Below are 23,886 nucleotides of genomic sequence, written 5' to 3' on the forward strand. Positions count from 1 at the left end.
AGGTTAAACATTGGCATTGCAATGCGAGCCTAAAGCAGACCGGAATCGGATGGGAGCGGGGTAACCAACAGATGAATGCAACAGGTTCCCGGAGCGCCGCCGGACGGGGCTCTGCGGGAAGGCAAAATAGCGGAAAAGAGGATCGACGGACGCAAACGCTTGCGCACCGAAGATGGGCGAAATTAGGCGTGGATTGGGCAGCCGGTCACGATAAATTAGCGAACGAACGGTGTCTGGATTTCGTGCCGGATTTGAAAGAAAAAGAAATGGCTTTCGATTAGGTAATACAATCGAAAATAGTGTTTGCGGATATTTGCTTTCTGATTTGTGGCCTAACAGACGGACTATTCAATTCGCATAATAAAATGCGGGCGCCTCATGGCGCCCGCCGATTTGCCTGCAACGCTATTGCAAGAAAAGGGAAAGCGAAGTCCTGGTTAAGGCGCAGCCGCGATCACCTGCGCCACGGCCGCCGTCAGCTTCTTGCCGTAGGACACATGCAGAAACTCGTTGGGCCCGTGCGCGTTCGACTTCGGCCCGAGCACGCCGCACACCATGAACTGCGACTTCGGAAAGCCCGACTTCAACACGTTCATCAACGGAATCGTGCCGCCCTGCCCCATATAGGCGACGTCCGCGCCGTAGTGTTCGCGTGACGCCTCGTTAAGCGCGCTAGCGAGCCACGGCGCGAGTTCGGGTGCGCTCCAGCCGCTCGCCGCGCCGGCGTCCGGTTTGAAAGTGACCTTGGCGTTGTACGGCGGATCGAATTCGAGCAGCGCCTTCAGTTCGGCGACGGCCTTTTCCGCTTCGATCATCGGCGGCAGGCGCAGCGAGAGTTTGAATGCCGTGCGCGGACGCAGCACGTTGCCCGCATCGGCGAGCGCGGGCAAACCGGCCGCACCGGTCACGGACAGCGAAGGACGCCACGTCGAGTTGAGCAAGGCTTCCTGCGGATCGGTGGTGGTGGGCAGCACCTGCCGGCCGTCCTGGCCACAGGCCCACGGCAGCTTCTTCCAGACGTCGTCGCCGAGAATCCGGGCGGTCGCTTCCGCTTCGCGCAGCCGGTCTGCCGGGATCTGAACGTGAAAACCCTTCGGCAGCAAGGTGCCGTTGGCGGAGTCTTCGAGACGGTCGAACAGTTGCCGCATGATGCGGAAGCTCGACGGCGCAATGCCGCCGTAGCCGCCCGAGTGAATTCCTTCGTCGAGCACCTGAACTTCGAGGTCGCCCGCCACCAGTCCGCGCAGCGACGTAGTGAGCCACAGCTGATCGTAATTGCCCGCGCCCGAGTCGAGGCACACCACCAGACCGACCTTGCCGAGCCGTTCGCGCAGCGCGTCGACGTACGGCAGCAGATCGTAGCTGCCGGATTCCTCGCAGGTCTCGATCAGACCGACACAGCGCGGACGCTCGATGCCCTGCGCGTCGAGCGCCGCCAGCGCCGTGAGGCTCGCGTAGATCGCGTAGCCGTCGTCGGCGCCACCGCGGCCGTAGAGCTTGCCGTCTTCGAGCTTCGGCGTCCATGGACCGAGGTCGTTGCGCCAGCCGTCGAATTCAGGCTGCTTGTCGAGGTGGCCGTACAGTACGATGGTTTCGTCGCTGCCCGAGCGGGTCGCGGCCGTTTCGAAAAAGATCACCGGCGTGCGGCCCGGCAAGCGGACCACGTCAAGTTTCAGGCCGCGCACGGGTTGCTGCTCGGCCCATTGCGCCGCGTCGGTGATGACGCGCTCGAGATAGCCGTGCTTGACCCATTCGGGATCGAACGCCGGACTCTTGGCCGGCACGGCGATGTAGTCGGTGAGCGCGGGCACGATCTCGTCGTTCCATTTGCGGTCTACGAATTCGCGTAGCGTGTCCTGGTTGATGCGCTGAGTCTGCTGGGTCGTATCGTCGGAGATCATGGTGGAGTGGTCCGTGGCGGATCTGTTCTGTCGAAGCATCCATGATAGTCCTGATGCGCGATGCACTGAACCCCTCGGCCTACCTGCATGTTTCGCGGCGGCCCTGCGCAAACAGGACAATCGCGCGACAATCGGGGATACATCGCGTCCTGAGGAGCCAGGCTATGGGTGGCAACGTCGTGGTTCAGGCCATCGCCGCGGTGCTCGCGCTGGCGCTGTATTTTCTGCCGAGCATTCTCGCCGACCGGCGCAAACGTCATGACCTGCTGACGCTGGCGCTCTTCAATGCGTGCCTCGGCTGGACCGGGTTCGGCTGGCTACTCGCACTCTACTGGGCGATGCAGCCCAACCCGCCGAAGAACGTGGCCGGTGAAGTGATAGAGACGCGCAAGATCGTGCGGATGCGGGCGTTTTCCTCGGCGCTTCTGGTGCGTGTGCAAAGGCGCGCCGCGGCGCGTGAGCGCCCGGAAAACAAACAGCCGTAGTTCAAAGCGCAAGCGTGCGCAGCAATCGCAGCCGGCCAGTTAGCGGCGTGTCTGCTGCCGCGCGTCATAGCGTTCACGGGCAGCGTCGAGTTCGGCCGCGTTGTTCTCGGCCCAGTCATCGAGCGCCACCAGTGCGTCACTGAGCGTTCGCCCCAGCTCGCTGAGCCGATACTCCACGTGCGCCACTGCGCCCGGCTGCTCCTCGCGGATCACCAGACCGTTGCGCTCGAGTTCCTTGAGCGTCTGCGTCAGCACCTTCTGCGAGATGCCGCCGATCTTGCGCAGCAACGCGTTATTGCGCATCGGACCGGGCAGCAGCGCCGGCATGATGAGCAGTGTCCATTTTCCCGCGATCAGTTCGAGCGCAAGGCGCGACGAACAGGCCGCGTCGAAAACGTCGCCGCGATAGGCTTGTTCGGCCGATGTGAGGGACGCGCTGGCGGACTCGGGGAATGCCATGGTTACCAGTGGGTAAGTAATGGTGAGCGCATCACTATAGCTCTAAGCTGGCCGCTCATTAACCACTTACCGATGGGACTCATGATGGCATGGCTTATTCTGCTCGCCGCAAGCGCGGTCGAAATCCTGATGGCGCTGGCATTGAAATATGCAAATGGATGGACACGTTTGTGGCCGAGCATCGGCGGCGTTGCGGCCGCGCTCGGCAGCGTATTCTTACTGACGCTGGCGATGAAACACCTGCCGGCCGGTACGGCTTACGTGGTATGGACAGGGATCGGATCGCTTGGCATCACGGTGCTTGGCGTGGTGCTGTTCAACGACCCGGTTTCGGCACCCCGGGTGATTTGCATGACGCTGATCGTGTTGTCAGTGGCGGGGTTGAAACTGATCGACGGATAAGCCGGCTCGCGGGGCTAGTGCTAGTACGTGCCTCTGGCTGCTTCTCTCAAGCCGCCCGGCCGATCTTGCCCCACGTCACCGAGCCGGCCGGAATCGAGCGCGGTTCAGCCCGCACGCTCTCGTGCGCGAACATCTCGCGGCGCAGTTCGCCCTGTTCGTCGAACCACTCGCAAATCAGCCAGTCGCCAGGATTGAGCGCCACCGGCCCTGCGTAGGTCACGGTCATGCGCGGACCGCCTTCTTTTAACGTGACGACGTCACCGACACTGAAAGGGGCGGCTGGCGGTGTTTCAAATGCATCAATGATAGCGGTCAGCATATTCAATCCCTACGGAACCCGTTGCGCGGAAATAGTTATGGCCTGGTGCTTTGCAACATCGAACTGCCGAAGGAAAACCCCAAAGAGCTCGCCAAGATTAACAATCCGAATTAATCGCGGCAAGCGCTTTTTATTGATACCGTTTTCATAGGCGCTGGAATGGGTTTTCCATACCGGCAGCTAAGGCAAGACGCGCGAAAACCCGGCAGATCAAGCCAGCAGGCCGTCCGAGCAATGCCATCCACATGCAAAAATTACTCTGGAAAACCCGAATCTCAAGTAGAAAATGCGGGTTGCATTTGTCATATTTAATGCATGCCTGACAAGCCGCTCCGGGTTTATTCCAATCAGCTTAAAAGCAGAATTACCAGTGAACAAAAAACTAGCCGGTAAATCTCACACCACGAACCGGTTCGAGCGAGGGCATAAAAGTCGGCGGCGGCTTCAGTTGAAAACGATTCCCGGCCGGTTATTTTCAAACCGGCTGGGCGGCGTTCCGACGCAATGCGAGTTGCTGATGCCGTACCAGCAGCACGCTCAATCCGATACACACGAACATCAGACACGCGTTGATCGCGAGGCTGTACTGGAACGCGTGCGCGTAGGCAGCGGGTGTCTCGCGGCCGCCGATCACACCGAAAAACGCACCGCTGATGGCCGCCGTGCCGAACGCCGAGCCGATCTGCAAGGTCGACGACACTACGCCCGAGGCGAGTCCCGCCTTCTCCGGAACGACTTCCTGCAGCACGATGCGCATGATCGACGGCAGCAGCAGGCCGTGACCGACGCCCGCGCATACCAACCCGCAATAGAACAGCAGATCCGGGGTGGCGGCATGCGTCGCGGACCAGCCGGTAACCGTGAAACCGACCGTCATCATCGAGAAACCGAGCGCCAGCACATGGCCGCCGATCCGCTTGACCACCGCTGGCGACGTCAGCGGCCCAATCACGAAGCCGATCGCGAACGGCATGATGGCCATGCCCGAGGCCAGCGGCGACCAGTGCAGGCCGGTTTGCAGGAAGATTCCGTAGGTCAGGAAAAACGCGCTGTTGCAATAGAACAGAAATGCGAGCACGAGACCCAGCGCGAAGGCCGGGTTGCGGAACAATTGCAAATCCACCAACGGATGGCCGCCGCCGCGTTCGACGCTCCGCTCGGTCGCCACGAAGAGCGCGAACACGGGCACGGCAAGCGCGAACATCACGAAGGTCCATGCCGGCCAGCCGGCTTCGCGGCCGTGCGTCATCGGATAGATAACCAGCAGCAGCACCATCGAGAGCAACGCGACGCCCTTCAGGTCGATGCCGGTCTGCGTGGCCGGCTGATTTTCCGGCACGAACTTCCAGGTGCCGATGAAGGCCACGATGCCGATCGGAATATTGATGAGAAAGATGATGCGCCAGTCGAGCCCGAACGGATGATAGGTAATCAGCGCGCCGCCGCCCAACTGGCCGACGATCGACGACAGCCCGAAGACGAAACCATAGAGGCTCATCACCTTGGTCTGCCGATGCAGCGGCACGACCGCGCGGATGGTCGCGAGCACTTGCGGCGCCATGACCGCGGCCGCGATGCCCTGCACGATCCGCGAGATCACCAGCATATGACCGCTGGTAGCAAAACCGCACAGTGCCGAAGCGACCACGAATGCCGCCATCCCCGTCATGAACATGCGACGCCGTCCAAACAGGTCGCCGAGCCGTCCGCCGGTGATCAGCAGCACGGCATAAGCCGACGCGTAGGCGGACACGACGAGTTGCAGTTGCGCGTCGGTCGCGTTCAGGCCGGTGTGAATCGACGGCAGCGCCAGGTTGACGATGAAATAGTCGAGCGGCGCGAGGAAGGCACCGACGAACAGCACGGCGAGCGCCAGGCCCGGACGCTCGAAGCCGGCCGCCACCTTCCCGGAGACGGCGGCCGCGCGAGCGGCAACCGCGCCGGCACCAGGACAGACGGCAACGGTCCCACCCTCCGCCCCCGCGAGTGCCGCCGGAGCGGGCTTGATAGGATCTCTATTCATGACTGTTCGTTCAAGAATTAGGCAAAAAAATTAGACGAGCGCACGCATGGCGACGTCCACGATTCCAACCAGCGCATCTTCCGTATGGGCGACTCGCCCCAGCACACGCAGCCCTTGCATCACGCACAGCAGGAAATCGCCAACGGCTTTTTCGTCGAGCGTGGAATTGAAGGCGCCGCTCGCCTGCCCGCGAATCACCGCCGCCGCCAGCAAGGTTGCCATGCGCCGCTGAATGGCGGCGACGCGCATACGCAAGGTCTCGTCGTCGCGCGGCATCTCCAGTGTGGTATTGGTGATGAAGCAACTGCGCTCGCCAGTCAGCGCGCAGGCAACCCGGGCGTAATGCAGCAAGGCGTTACGCAATGCCTCGTCCGGCGGCACTGGTGCATTGAGCCGCTCGGCCAGCCGCGCGACCGAGCCTTCCGCGTAATGATCGAGCGCGGCGAGCATGATGCCGTGCTTGTCGCCGAAGACGCCGTACAGGCTGCCGCGCAGCAAGCCGGTGGCCTTGCAGAGGTCGTCAATCGAGGTGGCATGGTAGCCGTGATGCCAGAACACCTGGCTCGCGCTCGCCAGAACAGTATCCGTGTCGAACTCGCGCGGCCGCCCGCGGGGGGCTTCGCCGCCTTTTTTTACGGATTGCTTCCAGTTGCCAGATTGCTTCATGAAGCGGATATTATGACTAATCGTTCAAGAAAGCAAGGCAAGTTTGGATAGCGGGACGGTCCGGCAAAAATTCGCGCGCGCCTGTCGCCATCTACCCTCACTCGCCGGTCTGCTTACCCCACTTCTGTTCGGCGGCCGTGAAGAGCTGGTTGATCTCGTTACCGCTCGCGGCCTCCTTCGTGTAGTTGAAGGTGCCGTGATCGCGCATTTCATGCGCCGCGCGGAGAAACGCGCCCAACGCCGCGCGCGCCAGCGAACCGCCGACGCTGACACGCCGCACGCCCAGCGAACGCAGATCGTCGAAACTGAGCAGCACGCCCTGCAGCCCCATCAGCACATTGACCGGACGTTCGAGTGCGTCGACCACCGCGGCGATCTCTTCCCGCGTCTTGAGGCCAGGTGCGTAAAGCACGTCCGCGCCGGCCTCCTCATAGGCCCGCAAACGCCGGATCGTATCGTCCAGATCGGGCCGGCCCACCAGATAGTTCTCGGCGCGCGCCGTCAGCGTGAATGGAAACGGCAAGCTGCGCGCCGCAACAACCGCCGCACGCACGCGCTCCACCGCGGCTGCGAACCCATAGATCGGCTCATCCGCGTGACCGGTCGCATCTTCGATCGAACCGCCGACCACGCCCGCCGCCGCGGCCTGCATGATCGTTTCGGCGCAATCTTCCGGGGCATCGCCGAAACCATTTTCCAGGTCGGCGCTGACCGGCAAGTCGGTCGCTGCTGCGATGTCGGTGAGATGCGCCATCATCTGCGCGCGGCCCACCGCGTTGTCGGGCCGGCCGCGCGAGAATGCATAGCCTGCGCTACTGGTGGCGAGCGCCTTGAAACCCGCCAGCGCGAGCAGCCGCGCGGTGCCGATATCCCACGGATTCGGGATGATGAAGGCTTCGCCGGCTGCGTGATAGGACTGGAATTGCCGTGCTTTTTCGGTTTGTGTTGTCATTGACGATCCCATCGAAGACGTCGACCGGCCTCTCGCACTCGCGCGCGGCCGGAACGTCGTCATGTTCGTTAGATTACAAATGAGTGAGATGCACGGAACGCGGCTGCCGGCGGCAAGGTGTCCCCTGCCAGCCGGCGCTGCACGGATCTGCCGCGCACAAATCGCGTGCTCAGGTTTCGAGCTTCGCGTCCATCGTGATGGTGGCGTTCAGCACCTTGGACACCGGGCAGCCCGCTTTGGCGTCCGCAGTGGCCTTTTCGAATGCGGCTTTGTCGCCACCCGGGATTTTCACGGCCACATCGAGATGCACCGCGGTAATCGTAAAACCGCCGCCGTCCTTGTCGAGCGTGACGGTTGCCGTGGTGCCGATACGCTCGGGCGTGATGCCGGCCTTGCCCAGTTCCGCCGACAACGCCATCGAGAAGCAACCCGCATGCGCGGCCGCAATCAGCTCTTCCGGATTCGTGCCGATGCCGTCCGCGAAGCGTGTGGAAAACGAGTACTGCGTTTCCTTGAGGACGCCGCTGTCGGTAGAAATCGAGCCTTTGCCGTCCTGCAGGCCACCTTGCCAGACTGCTGATGCCTTGCGCTTCATCGCTCTCTCCTGTTTGTGCCCTGCTTCGTGCCGCTCCTCAACCCTACGTGATGCCGCCCGCAACGGTCCAGCCCGGATTTTCGTGGTATCGGCATCGGTCGCGAGTCGCCCGCAAGGATTTCCCTCGAGGGCGTGCCGCGCGGCGCGAGGGGCGCGGGCGTGGACCGGACTTCATGATAGGCGCTTCCGTGTGCCAGTGTCGTGACGGCAACGGCTTACGGTTCGAAAACGCGCGGAGCAAAACCCGGCGGCGAAACCTGCGCCCCCGCCACCCCCGCCGCCGCTATTCGGCGAAGGGCAAGCTCTCCTGCCCCACGGCGCGCATGTCGAACACGTTCAGCGTCATCGCCACCAGGGCATAGTAGCCAAGCAGTCCGACAAGATTGATCACCACCTGATGGCCAAAGCGCTCGACCGCCTTTGCATAGGTCGCATCGGACACGCGTTTGGTATCGTAGAGTTCACTCGCGAAATCGTGAATCAAGGCGTCATCGGCGTGAGCGAAGGACGGGCGATGCCCCAGGCGGATCGCCTCGGCATCGGCTTCGGCTACGCCCGCTTCCAGCGCGATCGGATAGTGGATGTACCACTCGGCCTGCGCCTGCCAGCGTGCCGCGGTCACCAGAATCGCCAGCTCCGACAGGCGCAACGGCAAGCCGGTGCGATAGCGGCAGAACGCGCCGAGCCGTTGCGCCTGCTGCGCCAGCTCCGGACTATGAATCCAGCCCAGAAACGGCCCGTTCAGGTTGCCGCGCGGACCGGACAATATTTCGTCAAGTACGGCCTTCTGTTCGGGCGTGGCATCGGACAGTTCGAAGTGCGGCAAGCGCTCGGTCATGGCAAATCTCGCAGAAATAGAAAGGGCGTCAGATGGCGGCCAGTGCGCCTTCGATCGCATCGGTGAGACGGTTGACGATCTCGTCGATGTCGCGCGCCGTGCAGATAAACGGCGGCGCCAGCAGCACATGATCGCCGATCTTGCCGTTGACCGTGCCGCCCATCGGATACACCATCAAGCCACGCGCGAACGCCTCGCGCCGGATCGCCGCATGCAGTTTCAGCGATGCGTCGAACGGCGCCTTGGTGGCGCGCTCGCGTACCAGTTCAACGCCGACAAACAGGCCCCGCCCGCGCACGTCGCCGATATGCGGATGCTGCGCGTAGTGTTCGCGCAAGCGGCCACGCAACTGCTCGCCGCGCGCCTGTACGTTCGGCAGCAGCCGGTCGTCAGCGATCACGCGCTGCACTTCGAGCGCCGCGGCGCAGGCAGTGGCGTGGCCGATATACGTATGCCCGTGCTGAAAGAAGCCCGAGCCGCCGACAATCGTCTGGTAAATGCGCTCGCTGACCAGCGTCGCGCCGATCGGCTGATAGCCGGCGCCGAGCCCCTTGGCAATCGTCAGCAGGTCCGGCGCGACGCCGTCTTCCTCGCACGCGTACAGGTAGCCTGTGCGGCCCATGCCCGACATGATTTCGTCGAGAATCAGCAGCACGCCGTAGCGATCGCACACGGCGCGGATCTTGCGGAAATACTCGCGCACCGGCGGCACCGCGCCGGCCGTCGCACCCACCACCGTTTCGGCGACGAATGCGGCCACCGTGTCCGCGCCGAGCTCCAGAATCTTCTGTTCGAGTTCATCCGCGAGACGCTGCGCGAACTGCTCTTCGGTTTCGTCGGCGCGCTGCTCGCGATAGGCGTAACACGGGCTTACGTGATGCGCTTCGATCAGGATCGGCAGAAACGGCTCGCGCCGCCACGCATTGCCGCCGATCGCGAGCGCCCCCAACGTGTTGCCGTGATAGCTCTGCCGACGCGCGATGAAATGACGGCGCTGCAATTCGCCCTTCTCGACGAAGTACTGCCGCGCCAGTTTCAGCGCCGCCTCGATCGCCTCCGAGCCGCCCGACACGAAATACACGTGTTCGAGCCCTTGCGGCGCGCTCGCCACCAGGCGCTCTGCGAGTTCCTCCGCGGCCTGGGTCGTGAAGAACGACGTGTGCGCGTACGGCAATTGCTGCGCCTGGCGCCTGATCGCGTCGATCACGCGTTGATTGCTATGGCCGAGGCACGAGACGGCTGCGCCGCCTGAAGCATCGATGTAGCGCTTGCCGGTGGAATCGATAATTTCAATGCCGTCGCCGGCGATCGCGACCGGCAGTGACTGCTTCGGCGAGCGATGGAATACGGTAGACATGGTTTTCCTGTTCCTTTCTATGGGCGACGGCGGCTCAGGCGCGCAGCGGCGCGGGCTGCAAGGAGGCTACGACGGCCTCGAACGCGCATTGGCCTTGTCGATAAACCGTCATCGAAACACGGTCGCTGCCGATGTCGAAAAGCGCTGTGGCGAGCGTGTTTTCGTCGTCGGGATCGAAGGGGTCGTCGCGGTAGATCGGCAAGCCCTCAGGGGCGCGATCCTGCAACATATTCAGCAACGCGGCGGGATTGATTGGACCGGCGTATGTGCTCAGCAGATGCTCGACGCGAGCCTGCCGGTCGCGTGAAGAATCGGTGACGATTTGCGCCTCGGCTTCGCAGCCAGCATGAATCAGATGATTCGCATGACCGGCGATCGCGGACACCGTCTGCATGGAACAGCGCTGCGCGCTGACTTCGACGCTCAGAAGACGCTCGTCGCCCGCACAGCCGAGCGTGTGATGAAAACCGCTCGCGGCCGGCGTGCCGCGCAGAATGGACAATGCTTCGTCGAGCGAGGCCGCATCGAGCACCGCGCGCGCGAGAATCATTCGCGGCACGCCGGCCGCAGGCAGGCGAATACGCAGGTTGTTGATAGCCTGTACGAGGCCCGCGCGGTTGGCCGCGAAGGTGTGGCCCGGCAACGATCCCGGGTAGTAGAAACTGACAAAGCCGGGCTTGCCGGCAGGTTGAACCTCGACCAGCGCGCAACGCTCACGCAGAAACGGATCGCCGTCTTCGTTGTGCGCGATGAAACGCGCATTGCCTTCGACTGCGGCTAACGTCGTGCAACCGTCCGGTGCGTTGTGAATCAACTCGCCGCGGCAATTCCACAAAAAGATATCTTCCGCCGACCAGCCCAGCCCCGCCGCCATGCCGTCGAGCTCGGCCAGCAGCACCGGAAAATGTGCGTGAGCCGCGGCACGTAGTTGCTGCACGAACGGCTCGCCGCGCCAGCGCCGAACCGCCCGCCACGCAACGCTTTGCTCCATGTATGCGGCGAACACCGGCCTCGCGAGTTCACCCAGCCGGAAGCCGATGTCATACGGCTCACCGCTCACCTGAAAAAGACTCAAATCCTGCCTGGACGCCACGGTTCGCACCTAATCAACAATCGGTACGTATTTATACTTCCAAACAACATTTGTTGTCAAACTGCATGTCGGCGAAACAAGCGGAGCGGGCCTGCTTCAAACCGCGCGGACCTGCACCTGGTTCAAACGACAAAGAAGAAGGACATCAAGGCACGTATGCGCCTTTGTCATGCAGCGATTGTTCTGCAATGCCGAGTTGTTCGACGGCCCCCGCCCCTTCCAGCGCGAGCAGATGCGCGACCAGCGATTCGGAAATCGCCGTGGCTGCCACCAGCGAAGGAAAGAACGACGGGCTTTCGTGCGAAAAAATCAGCACCTTGTCGGCGTTCAACGCGATCGGCGAGACCGCGCTGTCCGTGATTGCGATCAGCTTGCTGCCCTTTTCCAGCGCGGCCTCGGCGACACGCGCAGCCTCGACGGAATACGGCGCGAAACTGATAACGATGGTAGCGCTGTCGCGCGCCACCGTACGCAGTTGCATCTCCAGCGTGCCGGCTTCGCCGTTGAGCAGCGACACGGAGGGGCGAAACAACCGGTAGCCGTAGACCAGCCCGAACGCCACGGCATAACAGGAGCGAAAACCGGCGACATGCACGTGCGGCGCGCGCCGCAGCAGACGTGCAGCTTCCACGATCACGCGACTGTTATGCGCCGCGGTGACTTCGAGATTGTGTTGTTGCGCGACCAACAGGTCGTTAGCCAGCGCATCTTTCGATTTGACGAGCGAACGCGCCCGGCTGGTAAGCGGCTCGGGCCGCGTACGCACGCGCGCGACGAACAGGTTGCGCAATTCGTTCCAGCCGGGAAAACCCAGCTGTTGCGACAGGCGCACCAGCGAGGCCGGTTGCACCTGCGCCCGCTCGGCTACTTTGCGCATCGACGAGACCGCGACTTCGTCAGGATGGTCGAGCAGGAACGCCGCGCCCATCTGGAACTGCGGACTCAGTTCGGAGAATCGCGCCCTGATCAGGGCGGCGAGCTGGTCAAAACTGTCTGGCATGCGATGGTCCGGGCAACCGGCCGATAAAGATGACAACAAATGTTACCACCCGGGGCATCGCAGCCAACAGCGGATTCAGCGAAGATCCAGCGTGCGCCTCCTCGCGAAGGCGCGTATCTACAGAAGCGCCACTACCCGCACGTCACCCTGCTCGGCCGCCGACGCGACCACCTTGTCACCGATCCGCCGGAACGTGATCGATACCGACGAATCGCCGACTTTCAGGTCGCCGACTTCGAGCCAATCGATACCCTCAGGCAGCATGGGCTGTTCGATGATGACTTCACGCCGCTCCGCGTCGATCGTGATGCCCAGACAGGCTTCGAGCATCATGAACGGCGAACCCGCCGCCCACGCCTGCGGCAGACAGGCAACCGGATAGGCGGTGGGCGGCTCGCCGCGCCGCCGCGGGAAACCGCAGAACAGCTCGGGCAGGCGCATGTCGAAATTGACCGCGGCCTGGAAGAGCGCCTGCAGCAGCCGCACGGCCGCCGCCTTGCCGCCGTAGCGTGACAGGCCCCGCGCGCAGAGCGCATTGTCGTGCGGCCAGACCGAGCCGTTGTGGTAGGCCATCGGATTGAAGCGCGCCTGGCTCGCGGCCAGCGTACGCACGCCCCAGCCGGTGTGGAACAGCGTGGAGTCGAGCTCGCGCACCACCGCTTCGCCGCGCTCGCGCGAAGGCAGACCGAAGGCCAGCAGGTGGCCCGCATTCGACGCCATGACGCGGCACAGCTCGCCGTGGCCGTCGAGCGCGATGCCGTAGAAGCCGGACTCTTCCATCCAGTACTTTTCTTCGACGCACTGACGGATTTTCCTCGCGCGCTCGCTGTATTGCTTTGCCTGATCGTGCTGGCCGCGCAGCTTCGAAAAGTGAGCCATCGTGTCGAAGGCGGCACTCGCATAGGCCTGCACTTCGACGAGCGCTATAGGACCGTCGGGGAAGCGGCCGTCGGCGTGGAAGACTGAATCGTGGCTGTCTTTCCAGCCTTGATTGGCGAGGCCGCCGTCGGACTCGCGCTGATAGTCCAGCAGACCATAGCGATTCTTGTCGCACACGCCCGCGACCCATTGCGCCGCGCGCTCCAACGCCGGCCACAATTCGTCGATCAGCGCGAGGTCGTTCGTGCGGGCTGCATAGGCGCCGGCCAACACGATAAATAGCGGGGTCGTGTCGACGCCGCCGTAGTACAGCGCGAATGGCACTTCGCCGGTGGCGGCCATTTCGCCCTTGCGCATCTCGTGCATGATCTTGCCGGGCGCGGCATCGCGAAACGGCGAATTCTCGCGGGCCTGATGTTCGGCAAGAAAACGCAGTACGCCCGCCGCCAGCGTCGGTTGCAGCCACAGAGTCTGCAGTGACGTGATGACCGCATCCCGTCCGAACGGCGTCGAGAACCACGGGATACCGGCGTAGGGGTACGGCCCCGTGGCGAGATCGGTGGTCAGCAGGCCCAGGTCGGCCAGCGAACGGTCGATCCACGCGTTAAAGAGCGGATTGCTCGAACGCACACGCGCGGTGACGCGACGCCGTTCCCGCATCACCAGGTGGGCGTCGACCAGTGCGGCGCGCACGGCAGCGCGCCCGACCCGCGGGCGCTCCGCGTCGATCTGCGACAGATGGGCTTCACTCACTGCGTGCGTGGGTTGTGCGACTTCCGCGGCCGGCTTGTCCGCTTGCGGGACGACCTGCACCGAGACGGACAGATAGATCGACACGCACGCTTGCGCGGGCAGCTTGACGGTGTAATCCGCGCGATCGGCGAAGAGCTTGTCCGGTTCCGGCGAGAAGGCGATCTGCACATTGCGCGCCACGTCATCGAGACCGATATAACCGAGCAGCACCTCGCGGTTCTCGACACGTGCAGGTTCGACACGACCCTGTTTGTCGCGCTTGAGGCCGCGCACTTCGAACATGTCGCGGAAATCGCTGGCAAAGGAGATCGACAGCGGCACGACTGCATCGCTCGTGCCGTAGTTGGTGAGTTCGATGGCTTCGTTGAGCACGGTGCCCGAGAGCACGCGTACGCGTTCGACGTGGATCACGCCTTCCGGTGTGCTGTCGCCGCCGAGCGGCGGCAGCGGGCGATTGGTCAGATGCGCGGTGAACGAGGTGTTGTCGCTGCTGACACTGCCTGACAGCAATGAGGGCGCGCGGCCGCCGAAGGTGAGGCGCAATGAGGACAAAACGCGGGTGTCGTTGACGAACAGGCCGTCGTCATGGCCGGTGATATCGCCGAGGGGGTCATTGACGATGAAGGTGTCGCCGGACTTCAGCACGTGCTGGGTAGCGCTCGCGACGTTGAGGTTTTCCGTCGGGATGAATGCGCCGTCCGGCTCGGGTTCGTGGTGGTCGATTCCACCCGAGTGGGATAGGCCGCCGAGGGCTTCTGGCTGCTGCATCAAGGGCACTCCTGTGGTGATCGTAGTCGGTGTGGGGGTCGCTTTCGCGGGTCTGGGGGTGGGTGCGCGGCTGCGCGGCTGCTTCCGATTGTAGAAGGTCTGCACGCGTCAGACGAACTTATCACACGAGAGTTTCGGTTTTTGGTTTTTTGTTTTTCCCTCGCCGGAGGCGGGTCTGCTCGGTGGGTTCGCTGCTGAGATGGTATTTTTTTGGGGCTTTGGCCTTTCCTTGATTTGTTAGTGGTCTATTAGCGTTGCCCCTGTGCGGGGCGGCACCTACTTTTCTTTGCCTGCCGCAAAGAAAAGTAGGCAAAAGAAAGCGGCTCAAACCGCTAGCTCATAAGCGGGTCCCCCGCGCAGCTGCGGTAGTGGTGCATCTGGAATCCGTGCCCTCGCACACTCCACGCCGTTGACAAAGGACTCATCAGCTCCCACTCCGCACTGCGTGCGTCGCGGACGGGTCTGCCAGCGAAACCCGGGGGCTTCGTTTCGCGCAGCGGGGGCCATTGGCTTCGCCTCGGCGAAGCGCTCCCGCCATGATTGGCGCCCCCTACTTCATAGAAGATGTCTGTGCGACGCTTTTCGCCGTGCGATCGCGATCGCTGCCGCGGTTATAGCTGCAGCAGCGAAGCAACGGCAAGTCATGGAACGGAGGCAAACGCGAGAGCAAAACGACATCCCGGATCAGCGACGCAACAGCGAATCGGGGAACGAGGACAACCGGGAGAATGAAACGCAACTCGGTGGCAGCCATGCAACGCCGAGTCAGGAAACGGGGTAATGAGGAAACGGGGTAAATGAGGGAAGCAAAAACCCGGCGAGCGGTTTTATGAAGTGGGTATCGGCGCGCGCAGCGCCGCCGGAGGTATGACGCCCTTGTCACTAAAGCGGAATGTGCGAGGCGACAGATTCCAGATGGACCACTACCGCGGCTGCGCGGGGGACCCGCTTATGAGCTGGCGGTGTAAAGCCGCTTTCTTTTGCCTACTTTTCTTTGCGGCAGGCAAAGAAAAGTAGGTGCCGCCCCGCACAGGGGCAACGCTAATACACCACTAACAAAGCAAGGAAAGGCCAAAAGGCCAAAGCACCAAAACCCCAACAACAGACCAGCCCACGCACCCTGCAAGGAAAAAGCCAAAACCCCAGATCACCAACAACCCCGCCGACCAGGCGGCCTACCTCTTATCGAGCGCCCGAGCCTCGCGCTGAGTCTCCCCCACGAACAACTGCCGCGGCCGCCCAATCTTCTGCTCCGGATCGGCAATCATCTCATTCCACTGCGCAATCCACCCAACAGTCCGAGCCATCGCAAAGATACACGTAAACATCGCAGTAGGAATCCCAAGCGCCCGCTGCACGATACCCGAATAGAAATCCACATTCGGATACAACTTCCGCGACACGAAGTATTCATCCTCAAGCGCGATCTTCTCAAGCGCCATAGCAAGCTTGAACAGCGGGTCATCATGCAACCCCAACTCTTCAAGCACCTCGTGACAGGTCTCACGCATCAGCTTCGCGCGCGGATCGTAATTCTTGTAGACACGATGACCAAAGCCCATCAGCTTCACACCCGAGTTCTTATCCTTCACCTTCGCAATGAACTCAGGAATATTGTCGACCGAGCCAATCTCCTCCAGCATATTCAGCGCGGCTTCATTCGCGCCACCATGCGCCGGACCCCACAAGCAAGCAATGCCCGCCGCGATACAGGCAAACGGATTGGCACCCGAAGAACCCGCCAGCCGTACCGTCGACGTTGACGCATTCTGCTCGTGGTCCGCGTGCAGAATCAGAATGCGGTCCAACGCGCGCACCAGCACGTCATTCACCTGGTACTCCTCCGCCGGATTCGCAAACATCATCCGCATGAAATTCGCGCTGTACGACAGGTCATTCTGCGGATAAACGAAAGGCTGACCCACGGTGTACTTATACGCCATCGCCACCAGCGTCGGCAGCTTCGCGATCATGCGAATCGCCGATACGTCACGATGCTGCGGATTGTTGATGTCCAGCGAGTCGTGATAGAACGCCGACAATGCGCCAACCGCCGCCACCAGAATCGCCATCGGGTGCGCGTCACGGCGAAATCCACGAAAGAAGAAATGCATCTGCTCATGCACCATCGTGTGCTGCGTAACCGTGGTGACGAACTCCTCCTTCTGCTGCGCATTCGGCAATTCGCCCTTCAGCAGCAGATAGCACGTTTCAAGGAAGTCGGCGTTCTGCGCCAGATTGTCGATCGGATAACCGCGATACAGCAGCTCGCCTTTGTCACCGTCGATATACGTAATTTCGGAGTTGCACGCCGCCGTGGACATGAAGCCCGGGTCGTACGTGAACTTGCCAGTCTGAGCGTACAGCTTGCGGATGTCGATGACATCCGGCCCGAGCGTGCCCTGGTAGACAGGCAAATCAATCGTCTGATCGCTGTCGGAAAAGCTCAGCGTTGCGTGTGTCTTCGAGTTCATCTACACGTTCCTTTTACTTTCACATCGCACACGTGCCGGCATGCCCGATCGTCGGATCACCGCTTGGCATGCTCAGGCTCCGCTTCGCATTCTACGGTCCGAAAGAGCTTAGATTGCGACGATTGACCGCAACAATCCATCTCGACTGGCGCAACATTCATTGCACAGAAAATAAGCACCATCGCCGGAAACATGCGCAAATAACCGGCGAGTACACGGCCTGAGAAAATGCTGCAACCGCTCGGCACCGTTGCCAGCCAAATGAGGTTAGCGCGCTTACTGCAACAATGTTTTGCGGCAGTCAAGCTGCGCAAGCCCCGTCGCTCTGCGATACTGAAATCGTGTTTTGCTTCCCCTGCAAACACGTCGCTGTCTTTGGCCCGCCGTCCTACGGCGGGCCTTTTTAATCAGCCAGAAGAACAGGAAGGACCAGATGAACGCCTCTCTCGAAATGCTGTTTCCGGATCACGTCCACAACGAAGACAACGTGGTCACCGCACTGAATCATCAGGACATCGTCGTGGCTTTGTCGGCAGCACTAAAAGCGCAAGACGTGGCGGTATTGCATATGCTTTACCCGCGCACCGACGCGCGCACCCATCGCAGCCTCGACGCATTGGTGAATGTCCTGCATGGCCATGGGCTGCATGAAGTCGCGGATCTGATCGCGCATGAAGCGCACTATCTGCTGTTCAAAGATCCGGTCAAGGCATGGAAAGCCTTCCACGAGATTCGCAACGACTCACTCGCGATCGGCGTGCACCTCTATTACCACGGTCTCGTCGGCGAAGCCGCGGAACGTGCACTCGATAAAGACGCGCATCGCAAGGCCTGAACCGCACCAGGCGATCGATTGAAAGCGCACCGCCCCCGATACGCGGGCGAGTGCACGACGCGCTCATCGCGCGCTGATCAAACGTCCACTGAGCGAATGAACTCGTCGACGTAGCGATTGAATGCTGCCGGATGCGCGAGATTCATTCCGTGCGAAGCGCCACGCACCGTTTCGCGGCGCGAATCCGGCAGCCAGGTTTGCAGTGCGGTCGCCGTGCGGCGAAACATGTCGGGACTCTTCTCGCCGTCGATCAATAGCACCGGGCAGCGCACCTCGGCGGCCTGCTCGGGTACGTAAGCGGGCAACGGGTCGCGGAATTGACGCGCGAGCGTGTGGGCGTTGTCGGTCGCCATCCGGCGAAAGCCTGGCGTGCTCATGGCCCAGAACCCGGGCCGGCTCACCGAATCGACAAACAGCTGCAAGCCCGCTTCCACCTCCCCTGTTTCGATCAGTTGTGCGGCTTTCGCACGCAATGCATTGACGGTTTCCGGCAAAGTCGCGGGCGGGCGGCCGGCGATCTGCAACGGGCCGCCCGGGTCGGCCAGCGTCAACGTGCGCACGTATTGCGGATGACGCCGCGCGAAATGGAATGCCACGCAGCCGCCGCGCGAGTGACCCACCACGTGCGCCGGCCCGGCGCCGAAACGATCGATGAACTCAGCCACATCGTCCGCATGTTCGCTCCAGCTGAACGGCTGGTCGGGCTCGGTATCCGTCACCGGCCAGTAATGCGTGAGGCTCACCGAGACGCAGCGATACTGCTTCGACAAACCCGCCAGTTGAGGTTGCCAATAGCGGTAATCGCATAGCGAGCCATGCACGAACAGCAGCAGCTCACCTTTCCCGGCTTCCACATAGGGCATGCGCAGGCCACTATGCAGTTCGATAAAGGACGGAGAGGCAGAGGACGAAGCGGAAACGGACTGATTCACAGGTGGGTTCACGGACAGCGCGGCGACGGCTGAACCTGTCAGCGGCGACGGCTAGAAATGGATTCGAAGAAGAAAGCGGAGTCGCATCCCTAAAATTGGGATACGACGCGTATTGTCACACAGCCGTTGAATATCCGCTGAAGCTCGTTCGGCGCGCGGGGGGCGAATCACGCCGAATCACGTCGAATCACGTCGAATCACGTCGAGTCGATTCACTCGTAGGCGTTGTCATCCAGCAAACCGGCAGCCGCTGCCGCGCCCGCGCCTCGCACCGCGCAAGTGAGCGGTTCATCGGCGACGCGGACCTCGAGTCCGAGATCGTTGGTCAGGCGGCGGGCCAGATTGCCGAGCAGCGCACCGCCGCCGGTCAGGACGATGCCACTATGGGCGATATCGGTCACCAGTTCGGCCGGCGCCGTTTCAAGCGCACGTTTCACCGCGCCGATCACCTGACGCAACGGCCCCTCGATTGCATCGGCGATATCGTGGTTGCTCACCTGAACCGTACGCGGCAAGCCGTCGTCGACGCTGCGCCCGGTTGCGTTCATATGCTCGAGCGGCACGTCGCGTACGGCCGAACCGATGCCCTTCTTGACGTGTTCAGCGGTTTGCTCGCCGAGCAGCACGCCGTACAGGCTGCGCACGTAACTGACGATCGCCATGTCGAAACTGTCGCCACCCACGCGAACCGAGCCGCTATAGGCGAGGCCGCCGAGCGAGATCACGCCGACTTCGGTCGTGCCGCCGCCGATGTCGACCACCATCGAGCCAACCGCCTCCGACACCGGCAGGCCCGCGCCAACCGCCGACGCCAGCGATTCGCCGATCAGACTGACCTTCCACGCGCCAGCTGCCACCGCCGCTTCCTTGATCGCGCGGCGCTCGACCTGGGTTGCCCCCGCCGGCACGCACAGGGTGAAGGCCGCGCGCCGGCTGAACAGCGGCCGCGGGCGCGCCATGTCGACGAATTGCCGGATCATCTGTTCGGCCGCGGAGAAATTGGCGATCACGCCGTGCCGCATCGGCCGCACGGCTTCGACGTTGCCCGGAGCGCGGCCAAGTAACTGGCGCGCTTCGGTGCCCACGGCCGCCACACGTTTCTGGCCGGCGCCGGACTCTTTCTGGAACGCCACGACGGACGGCTCGTTCAGCACGATGCCGCCGTTGTCGGTATAGATAAGGGTATTGGCCGTGCCGAGGTCCACCGTCACGGAATGACGGAACAGTCGATCGAAAATCGGGTAATGCGGCGTCGGTCTGGCCATAGGAAGGCTCTGATGTGTCGTTATCCGCCCTTGCTGGGCAGTCTGAAAATGCGCCCCCGGTTACCCGAACCGCTTGGCACGCCCAGTTGGGCGTTGCGCGATCCGCGCGGCGGGGGTGATTTTCATACCAATGAGCAGTTAACGGCAAGCAAATCAGAATCTTTAGGGCCACTTTTCAATTCCGGGCGAGTCAACCGCGCGGCAAAGCACCCAACGCATGCTCCAGCGCCTGCTTGCCGAGCTCGACACCGTCCGCGTTTATCGTGTGACCAATGCCCGGCAACGCGTAGGCGTCGACCGCGTAACCGGCGCTGTTGAATGCGTCCGCGGCGTATTCCAGCTCCTGGACCGGGATCACTTCGTCTTCCTCGCCGTGCACGAGCGTGAGCGGCGTGCGGTTCTGCGCGACGATCACCGAGGCGAGCCGCCCCGAGTACGCGACCACGGCGGCCGCGCCTTCCGCGCTCGTCGCGACGTGATGCATCGCCATGATCGAACCCTGCGAGAAACCGACCAGCGCAAGGCGATCGAAAGGAAGCTGCCAGTACGCCAGTTCCGCCTCGAGTACGCGCCGCAAGGCCGGATAGGCGGCAGCGACACGGGTTTCGCGATTGCCTTCGTTGACGTCGCGCAGGCTGAACCATTGGCGTCCGCCGAAGCCGCCGTCAAAGGCCTCGGTGCCGTCGAGCGAGGCGAACGCCACGTCCGGCAGGCTCTCGCTCCAGATGTCCGCAAGCGGCATCAGATCGCGCGCATTGCTGCCCACGCCGTGCAACAGCACCACCAGCGCTCTCGCGTGCGTGGTCGACGGCGCGCGCCGCCAGCCGTGTTCGAATTGCTCCCAGGCCATAGTCAAATCCTCTCTTCGTACTCGCTGTACTTCCGGTTCGTGTCCGTATTTCCGTGTTTCCGCACGCACGCATGCACGCACGCGCGGCCAGCCAGGCTGGCAAGGTGCCGTCCTGCGCGGCGCCTCAGCCGGGAGCATACGCTGCCGGAACGCTTCCTGCCGTCCGATCTGCGCGCTTCGACTACGCCGGAACGTGAATGCAGGTATGCTTTTGTGGGCATTCGCGCAGCCGCCCGGCTCACTGCCTGGGCAGAGCATCACGCCGTATCAGACATCCGTTGCACCGCAATCCGGAGAATCGTTTTGAGCCAGCCCTCTTCCGCGCCTGCCGCCGCGCCGCCGGCACCACCGCCGCCGCTACAAGGCGGCAAACTGGTTCTGGCGACCATCGCCGTCGCGCTCGCCACCTTCATGAACGTGCTCGACACGTCGATTGCCAATGTGGCGATTCCAACCATTTCGGGCAACCTCGGCGTATCGGTCGACGAAGGCACCTGGGTTATCACGGTGTTCGCCGCCGCCAATGCCGTCTCGATTCCGTTGACCGGCTGGCTCACGCAACGCATCGGCCAGATCAAGTTGTTCGTCGGCGCGATTCTGATGTTCGTGCTGGCTTCGTGGTTATGCGGCATTGCGCCCACGCTGCCGATCCTGCTGATCGCGCGGGTGTTCCAGGGAGCGGTGGCCGGCCCGCTGATCCCGCTTTCGCAAGCGATTCTGCTCGGTTCGTATCCGAAGGAGAAATCGTCGACCGCGCTCGCGCTGTGGGCCATGACGGCCACCGTCGGCCCGATTGCGGGTCCCGCGCTCGGCGGCTGGATCACGGATAGCTATAGCTGGTCGTGGATTTTCTACATCAATATACCGGTCGGCATTTTCGCGGCCGGCGTCACGTGGATAATCTATCGCACCCGCGAATCGCCAACCCGCAAGCCGCCCATCGACGTGGTCGGGCTGGGCCTGCTGGTGACATGGGTCGCGTCGCTGCAGATCATGCTCGACAAGGGCAAGGATCTCGACTGGTTTTCGTCGCCGGTAATCCTGATTCTAGGCATCACCGCGTTGATCAGTTTCGCGTTTTTCCTCGTATGGGAGCTGACCGAGGAGAACCCGATCGTCGATTTGCGGCTGTTCACGCAGCGCAATTTTCTCGGCGGCACGATCGCGATTTCAGTGGCGTACGGCGTGTTCTTCGGCAACCTGGTGTTGCTGCCGCAATGGATGCAGGAGTATCTGAACTACCGCTCCGTGGATGCCGGCCTCGTCACCGCGCCGCTCGGCGTATTTGCGGTGATTCTCGCGCCGATCATGGGCCGCGTGCTGCCGCGTTCGGACGCACGTATCATCGCGACGCTCGCGTTTGTCGGCTTCGCGATTGTGTTTTACATGCGCTCGAAGTATGTGATCGAAATCGACACGTGGCACCTCGTACTGCCCACGCTGCTGCAAGGCATTCCGATGGCGCTGTTCTTCGTGCCGCTGACGGCGATTATTCTTTCCGGACAGCCGCCAAACAGGATTCCAGCCGCCGCCGGGCTGTCGAATTTCGCACGCGTGTTCTGCGGCGCGGTGGGCACGTCGATCGCCGGCAACGAGTGGAATAACCGTACGGTGCTGCATCATGCCCGGCTCACCGAGCAGGCCAGCGTCAACAACCCGCTGTTCAACCAGCAGATCGATTCGACCCAGTCGCTGCTGCAACTGAATCCGCAATCGGCGCATGCGCTGTTCGATTTCACGGTGAACACCCAGGCCGCGATGATGGGCCTGAACGACATCTTCTATGTGTCGGCGATCATTTTCATTCTGATCATTCCGCTGATCTGGATTACAAAGCCGGCCAAGGGTGGCGGCGGTCCGGGTGCGGCGGGCGCGCACTGATTCCGGGCGACGGCGCTGCCGCGCGAGCAGGCACGGCGGCGCCCCGCCGCATCACCAATTCGCAGCAGGATGCCAGTAGAATCGCGGCTTCAACGGTCCGAGCCCCAATGAACTACGCATCCATCCTCGAACAGATTCATCGCGATCTTCAGCCGTATCTGGGCGCCGGCAAGGTCGCCGATTACATTCCCGAACTCGCGAACGTCCCTGCCGGGAGTTTCGGCATGGCGATCGTCACGGCATCGGGTGACGTATTCCGCACCGGCGCCGCCGACACGCGCTTTTCCATTCAGAGCATTTCCAAACTATTCGCCTGCACGCTCGCATTCCGGCTGCTTGGCGACGAACTTTGGCAACGCGTCGGGCGCGAGCCGTCCGGCAACGCCTTCAATTCGCTGGTCCAACTCGAAGCCGAACACGGCAAGCCGCGCAATCCGTTCATCAATGCCGGAGCGTTGGTCGTCACCGATGTGTTGTGCCGCCGTTTCGTGCAGGCCGAAACCGCGCTGGTCGAATTCATGCGACGGCTGACAGGCGAAACCAGCATCGACTACGATTCGCGCGTCGCGCTATCGGAGTTGCAGCACGCGCACCGCAACCGTGCGATGGCGCATTTCATGGCGAGCTTCGGCAACATGGAGATGCCGCCTGAGGTGGTGGTCGATGCTTATTGCCGGCAATGCGCGATTTCGATGAGCTGCGTGGAGTTGGCGAAGGCGGCGCTGTTCCTGACCAACCATGGGGTGGTACCCGCCACCGGCGAGCGGATCCTCGACACCAGTTCCGCCAAACGGCTCTCCGCGCTGATGCTCACCTGCGGCACCTATGACGCGGCGGGCGATTTCGTCTACCGGGTCGGCTTGCCGGCGAAAAGCGGCGTGGGCGGCGGAATTGTCGCGGTGCTGCCGGGTGAGATGGCCGTATGTGTGTGGTCGCCCGGACTCGACAGCAATGGGAATTCGCTCGCGGGCGTGCTGGCGCTGGAATGGTTGACGACTTATACGGGGCGGTCGATTTTCTGATGCCGCCGAATAAACAATTCGTCGTGAGCGAGGTTGATTGTTTTCTTTGGCGCCGGGTGACCCTTCCACCGATGGATTGATGTAAAGGGCACGCACAGTCCGGAATTTGCGGGTTGGCGACTGGCCTCGGCCGCAAG

The 23,886-nt window shown here is 62.4% G+C and carries 21 protein-coding genes; 5 read left to right on the plus strand and 16 right to left on the minus strand.

All coding sequences use genetic code 11. The annotated features are described in order from the left end of the window. Positions 1 to 437: 437 nt before the first annotated feature. Positions 438 to 1,901 carry a M20 family metallopeptidase gene (locus HWX91_RS08240; RefSeq protein ID WP_028194657.1) on the minus strand — a complete coding sequence of 488 codons (1,464 nt, stop codon included), beginning with the start codon at positions 1,899 to 1,901 and terminating at the stop codon, positions 438 to 440. A 164-nt stretch (positions 1,902 to 2,065) separates the two neighbouring features. On the opposite strand from HWX91_RS08240, the gene HWX91_RS08245 reads away from it, so the two are divergent. Beyond that, on the plus strand, positions 2,066 to 2,386 hold the full coding sequence (locus HWX91_RS08245; RefSeq protein WP_028194658.1) for a superinfection immunity protein: 321 nt from the start codon (positions 2,066 to 2,068) through the stop codon (positions 2,384 to 2,386). A gap of 39 nt (positions 2,387 to 2,425) precedes the next feature. On the opposite strand, the gene HWX91_RS08250 is transcribed toward HWX91_RS08245, so the two are convergent. Then, a complete protein-coding gene (locus tag HWX91_RS08250) occupies positions 2,426 to 2,845 on the minus strand; it encodes a winged helix-turn-helix transcriptional regulator (RefSeq protein WP_028194659.1) in 420 nt (139 codons plus the stop codon). 84 nt (positions 2,846 to 2,929) lie between these two features. On the opposite strand from HWX91_RS08250, the gene HWX91_RS08255 reads away from it, so the two are divergent. Then, positions 2,930 to 3,247, plus strand: coding sequence for a DMT family transporter (locus HWX91_RS08255; protein WP_028194660.1), 318 nt, complete (start codon positions 2,930 to 2,932; stop codon positions 3,245 to 3,247). A gap of 46 nt (positions 3,248 to 3,293) precedes the next feature. Here HWX91_RS08255 and HWX91_RS08260 read toward each other — a convergent pair whose 3' ends face one another. The 11 genes from HWX91_RS08260 to gltA all read right to left on the minus strand — a co-directional run bounded on the left by HWX91_RS08260 (position 3,294) and on the right by gltA (position 16,964). Further along, a complete protein-coding gene (locus HWX91_RS08260) occupies positions 3,294 to 3,566 on the minus strand; it encodes a YodC family protein (protein WP_028194661.1) in 273 nt (90 codons plus the stop codon). A 475-nt stretch (positions 3,567 to 4,041) separates the two neighbouring features. Continuing rightward, a complete protein-coding gene (locus HWX91_RS08265; protein WP_028194662.1) occupies positions 4,042 to 5,589 on the minus strand; it encodes an MFS transporter in 1,548 nt (515 codons plus the stop codon). Between the two features lie 30 nt (positions 5,590 to 5,619). Next, on the minus strand, positions 5,620 to 6,255 hold the full coding sequence (locus HWX91_RS08270) for a TetR/AcrR family transcriptional regulator (RefSeq protein WP_028194663.1): 636 nt from the start codon (positions 6,253 to 6,255) through the stop codon (positions 5,620 to 5,622). A gap of 97 nt (positions 6,256 to 6,352) precedes the next feature. Then, positions 6,353 to 7,207 carry an isocitrate lyase/PEP mutase family protein gene (locus HWX91_RS08275; RefSeq protein WP_028194664.1) on the minus strand — a complete coding sequence of 285 codons (855 nt, stop codon included), beginning with the start codon at positions 7,205 to 7,207 and terminating at the stop codon, positions 6,353 to 6,355. 169 nt (positions 7,208 to 7,376) lie between these two features. Next, positions 7,377 to 7,802 carry an OsmC family protein gene (locus HWX91_RS08280; protein ID WP_028194665.1) on the minus strand — a complete coding sequence of 142 codons (426 nt, stop codon included), beginning with the start codon at positions 7,800 to 7,802 and terminating at the stop codon, positions 7,377 to 7,379. A gap of 283 nt (positions 7,803 to 8,085) precedes the next feature. Next, positions 8,086 to 8,640, minus strand: a complete 555-nt coding sequence (locus HWX91_RS08285) for a carboxymuconolactone decarboxylase family protein (RefSeq protein WP_028194666.1) — start codon at positions 8,638 to 8,640, stop codon at positions 8,086 to 8,088. 28 nt (positions 8,641 to 8,668) lie between these two features. Then, a complete protein-coding gene (locus HWX91_RS08290) occupies positions 8,669 to 9,997 on the minus strand; it encodes an aspartate aminotransferase family protein (RefSeq protein ID WP_028194667.1) in 1,329 nt (442 codons plus the stop codon). 34 nt (positions 9,998 to 10,031) lie between these two features. Next, on the minus strand, positions 10,032 to 11,090 hold the full coding sequence (locus tag HWX91_RS08295; protein ID WP_174459531.1) for a C45 family autoproteolytic acyltransferase/hydrolase: 1,059 nt from the start codon (positions 11,088 to 11,090) through the stop codon (positions 10,032 to 10,034). A gap of 145 nt (positions 11,091 to 11,235) precedes the next feature. After that, entirely contained in the window at positions 11,236 to 12,090 is an 855-nt protein-coding gene (locus HWX91_RS08300; RefSeq protein ID WP_028194669.1) for a MurR/RpiR family transcriptional regulator, read from the minus strand. Between the two features lie 117 nt (positions 12,091 to 12,207). Beyond that, entirely contained in the window at positions 12,208 to 14,490 is a 2,283-nt protein-coding gene (locus tag HWX91_RS08305; protein WP_028194670.1) for an amylo-alpha-1,6-glucosidase, read from the minus strand. A 1,175-nt stretch (positions 14,491 to 15,665) separates the two neighbouring features. Next, on the minus strand, positions 15,666 to 16,964 hold the full coding sequence (gene gltA, locus HWX91_RS08310) for a citrate synthase (RefSeq protein WP_028194672.1): 1,299 nt from the start codon (positions 16,962 to 16,964) through the stop codon (positions 15,666 to 15,668). Between the two features lie 433 nt (positions 16,965 to 17,397). Between gltA and HWX91_RS08315 the strand changes: the two genes are divergently transcribed. After that, positions 17,398 to 17,799, plus strand: coding sequence for a hypothetical protein (locus tag HWX91_RS08315; RefSeq protein WP_028194673.1), 402 nt, complete (start codon positions 17,398 to 17,400; stop codon positions 17,797 to 17,799). 77 nt (positions 17,800 to 17,876) lie between these two features. Here HWX91_RS08315 and HWX91_RS08320 read toward each other — a convergent pair whose 3' ends face one another. The 3 genes from HWX91_RS08320 to HWX91_RS08330 all read right to left on the minus strand — a co-directional run bounded on the left by HWX91_RS08320 (position 17,877) and on the right by HWX91_RS08330 (position 20,846). Beyond that, the gene (locus HWX91_RS08320) at positions 17,877 to 18,731 is read right to left on the minus strand and encodes an alpha/beta fold hydrolase (protein ID WP_370577239.1); all 855 of its coding nucleotides are present in this window, start codon (positions 18,729 to 18,731) and stop codon (positions 17,877 to 17,879) included. Positions 18,732 to 18,943: 212 nt separating this feature from the next. Then, positions 18,944 to 19,996 carry a rod shape-determining protein gene (gene mreB, locus HWX91_RS08325; protein WP_028194675.1) on the minus strand — a complete coding sequence of 351 codons (1,053 nt, stop codon included), beginning with the start codon at positions 19,994 to 19,996 and terminating at the stop codon, positions 18,944 to 18,946. Between the two features lie 190 nt (positions 19,997 to 20,186). Continuing rightward, the gene (locus tag HWX91_RS08330) at positions 20,187 to 20,846 is read right to left on the minus strand and encodes an alpha/beta hydrolase (protein ID WP_028194676.1); all 660 of its coding nucleotides are present in this window, start codon (positions 20,844 to 20,846) and stop codon (positions 20,187 to 20,189) included. Between the two features lie 303 nt (positions 20,847 to 21,149). On the opposite strand from HWX91_RS08330, the gene HWX91_RS08335 reads away from it, so the two are divergent. Both HWX91_RS08335 and HWX91_RS08340 read left to right on the plus strand, forming a co-directional pair. Beyond that, positions 21,150 to 22,727, plus strand: a complete 1,578-nt coding sequence (locus tag HWX91_RS08335; RefSeq protein WP_028194677.1) for a DHA2 family efflux MFS transporter permease subunit — start codon at positions 21,150 to 21,152, stop codon at positions 22,725 to 22,727. Between the two features lie 107 nt (positions 22,728 to 22,834). After that, the gene (locus tag HWX91_RS08340; protein ID WP_028194678.1) at positions 22,835 to 23,749 is read left to right on the plus strand and encodes a glutaminase; all 915 of its coding nucleotides are present in this window, start codon (positions 22,835 to 22,837) and stop codon (positions 23,747 to 23,749) included. Positions 23,750 to 23,886 lie beyond the last annotated feature (137 nt).

It is taken from the genome of Paraburkholderia fungorum, assembly GCF_902833645.1.
Lineage (GTDB): Bacteria > Pseudomonadota > Gammaproteobacteria > Burkholderiales > Burkholderiaceae > Paraburkholderia > Paraburkholderia fungorum.

Excerpts from the sequence above, each read along its gene's own strand:
- HWX91_RS08285 (WP_028194666.1), bottom strand. The coding sequence starts at position 8,640 with ATGACCGAGCGCTTGCCGCACTTCGAACTGTCCGATGCCACGCCCGAA.
- HWX91_RS08255 (WP_028194660.1), top strand. The coding sequence starts at position 2,930 with ATGGCATGGCTTATTCTGCTCGCCGCAAGCGCGGTCGAAATCCTGATG.
- mreB (WP_028194675.1), bottom strand. The coding sequence starts at position 19,996 with ATGGCCAGACCGACGCCGCATTACCCGATTTTCGATCGACTGTTCCGT.
- HWX91_RS08290 (WP_028194667.1), bottom strand. The coding sequence starts at position 9,997 with ATGTCTACCGTATTCCATCGCTCGCCGAAGCAGTCACTGCCGGTCGCG.
- HWX91_RS08270 (WP_028194663.1), bottom strand. The coding sequence starts at position 6,255 with ATGAAGCAATCTGGCAACTGGAAGCAATCCGTAAAAAAAGGCGGCGAA.
- HWX91_RS08265 (WP_028194662.1), bottom strand. The coding sequence starts at position 5,589 with ATGAATAGAGATCCTATCAAGCCCGCTCCGGCGGCACTCGCGGGGGCG.
- HWX91_RS08240 (WP_028194657.1), bottom strand. The coding sequence starts at position 1,901 with ATGATCTCCGACGATACGACCCAGCAGACTCAGCGCATCAACCAGGAC.
- HWX91_RS08330 (WP_028194676.1), bottom strand. The coding sequence starts at position 20,846 with ATGGCCTGGGAGCAATTCGAACACGGCTGGCGGCGCGCGCCGTCGACC.
- HWX91_RS08300 (WP_028194669.1), bottom strand. The coding sequence starts at position 12,090 with ATGCCAGACAGTTTTGACCAGCTCGCCGCCCTGATCAGGGCGCGATTC.
- HWX91_RS08275 (WP_028194664.1), bottom strand. The coding sequence starts at position 7,207 with ATGACAACACAAACCGAAAAAGCACGGCAATTCCAGTCCTATCACGCA.
- HWX91_RS08245 (WP_028194658.1), top strand. The coding sequence starts at position 2,066 with ATGGGTGGCAACGTCGTGGTTCAGGCCATCGCCGCGGTGCTCGCGCTG.
- HWX91_RS08280 (WP_028194665.1), bottom strand. The coding sequence starts at position 7,802 with ATGAAGCGCAAGGCATCAGCAGTCTGGCAAGGTGGCCTGCAGGACGGC.
- HWX91_RS08260 (WP_028194661.1), bottom strand. The coding sequence starts at position 3,566 with ATGCTGACCGCTATCATTGATGCATTTGAAACACCGCCAGCCGCCCCT.
- HWX91_RS08315 (WP_028194673.1), top strand. The coding sequence starts at position 17,398 with ATGAACGCCTCTCTCGAAATGCTGTTTCCGGATCACGTCCACAACGAA.
- HWX91_RS08305 (WP_028194670.1), bottom strand. The coding sequence starts at position 14,490 with ATGCAGCAGCCAGAAGCCCTCGGCGGCCTATCCCACTCGGGTGGAATC.
- HWX91_RS08340 (WP_028194678.1), top strand. The coding sequence starts at position 22,835 with ATGAACTACGCATCCATCCTCGAACAGATTCATCGCGATCTTCAGCCG.
- gltA (WP_028194672.1), bottom strand. The coding sequence starts at position 16,964 with ATGAACTCGAAGACACACGCAACGCTGAGCTTTTCCGACAGCGATCAG.
- HWX91_RS08250 (WP_028194659.1), bottom strand. The coding sequence starts at position 2,845 with ATGGCATTCCCCGAGTCCGCCAGCGCGTCCCTCACATCGGCCGAACAA.